Source organism: Emticicia sp., from assembly GCF_049241225.1.
Lineage (GTDB): Bacteria > Bacteroidota > Bacteroidia > Cytophagales > Spirosomataceae > Emticicia.
This window is the reverse complement of record NZ_JBMLRC010000370.1, coordinates 7,113-8,527: the sequence shown is the minus strand read 5'-3', so window position 1 is coordinate 8,527 and position 1,415 is coordinate 7,113. Positions and strand designations below refer to the sequence as shown.

The 1,415-nt window shown below is 42.2% G+C and carries 1 pseudogene; it reads left to right on the top strand.

The window, feature by feature from the left end:
• Nucleotides 1-1,415: pseudogene (locus ACOVO2_RS19620) on the top strand (alpha-galactosidase); the annotation flags it as partial.

The following is a 1,415-nucleotide window of genomic DNA, read 5'->3' as shown; positions in this document are numbered from 1 at the left end:
CTCACCGAATGGATTGATAAATTAGAAAGCAAATCGCAGGATTTTCAATATAAATACTTTAAAGTCAATCCTTTAACTCCGCACGTAAATTTCAAGTCTCGCACGTGGGCGATGAATCAGCAGAATCCAAAAGGCAAAGAATTAGAATTAGTTTTTGAGTCGAATTTACCCGAATTGAAAGGTGTTTTGGTATCGGTACACTACGAGATTTTTGATAATATTCCGACGATTTGCAAATGGGTAAGCGTTGAAAACAAAGGAGATAAATCGCTAAAAATCAACCAATTGGTTAATGAAATATTGGCAACGCCCGAAGAAGAATCGGCCGTGGTGGGCAGCCCCGAGCAGATGAAAAAACCTCAACGTATTTATATCGAAAACAACTACGCTTTCAATAATGCCATGCGTTATGAATTATCCGACCAAGCTACGCACTGGAAGGTCGATTCGAGTTATACTTCGCAGGTAAACTATAATTTCCAAACGCCTTGTGTACTGGAGGTTTACCCAAGTTTTGGTATTGGTTTTGAGCTTTTGCCCAATCAAACTTATAAGTCGATTAGGAGCTATGAATTACTCTTGGATAATTATGACCGTGAGCGAAACGGACTCGCCCGCCGCCGAATGTACGCTACGCTTTTTCCGTACACAACCCAAAATCCAATTTTCATGCACCTCGTCAGTACCGACCCAGTGAAAGTAAAAACCACGATTGACCAATGTGCCGAAACTGGCTACGAAATGGTGATTCTGAGTTTTGGAAGTGGCCTAAATATGGAAGATGCAAGTGCCGAAAACATCAAAAAATTTAAAGAATTGGCCGATTATGCTCATAGTAAAGGTGTATTGCTGGGTGGATACTCGCTTTTTAGTAGCCGCCGAATTGATGACGAAAACGATGTAATTGACCCAAAAACTGGCTTGCCCGACAAAGGTGCTTTCTTCGGAAATGCTCCGTGTTTAGCCAGTCAATGGGGAATTAATTACTTGAATAATCTAAAAAAGTTTATCACCGAAACGGGCTTCGATTTGCTCGAACATGATGGCCCATACCCTGGTGATGTGTGTGCTTCGACCAAACACCCTGGCCACAAAGGACTCGACGATTCGCAGTGGGTGCAGATGGAAATGCAAAAAGGGTTTTATCGCTGGCTCAATGAGCGTGGCGTGTATATCAATGCTCCCGACTGGTATTTTTTGGATGGTTCGCACAAAATTGCGTTGGGCTATCGAGAAGTAAACTTTTCGCTTTCTCGTGAGCAACAAAAAATCTTGAATCGACAAAATATTTTTGATGGAACTTGGGAAAAAACACCTTCGATGAGCTGGGGATTTGTGCCACTCACCAAATATCAAGGTGGCGGAGCAGAGGCAGTTTTAGAGCCTTTGAGCGAGCATCTAAAAGATTATGAGCA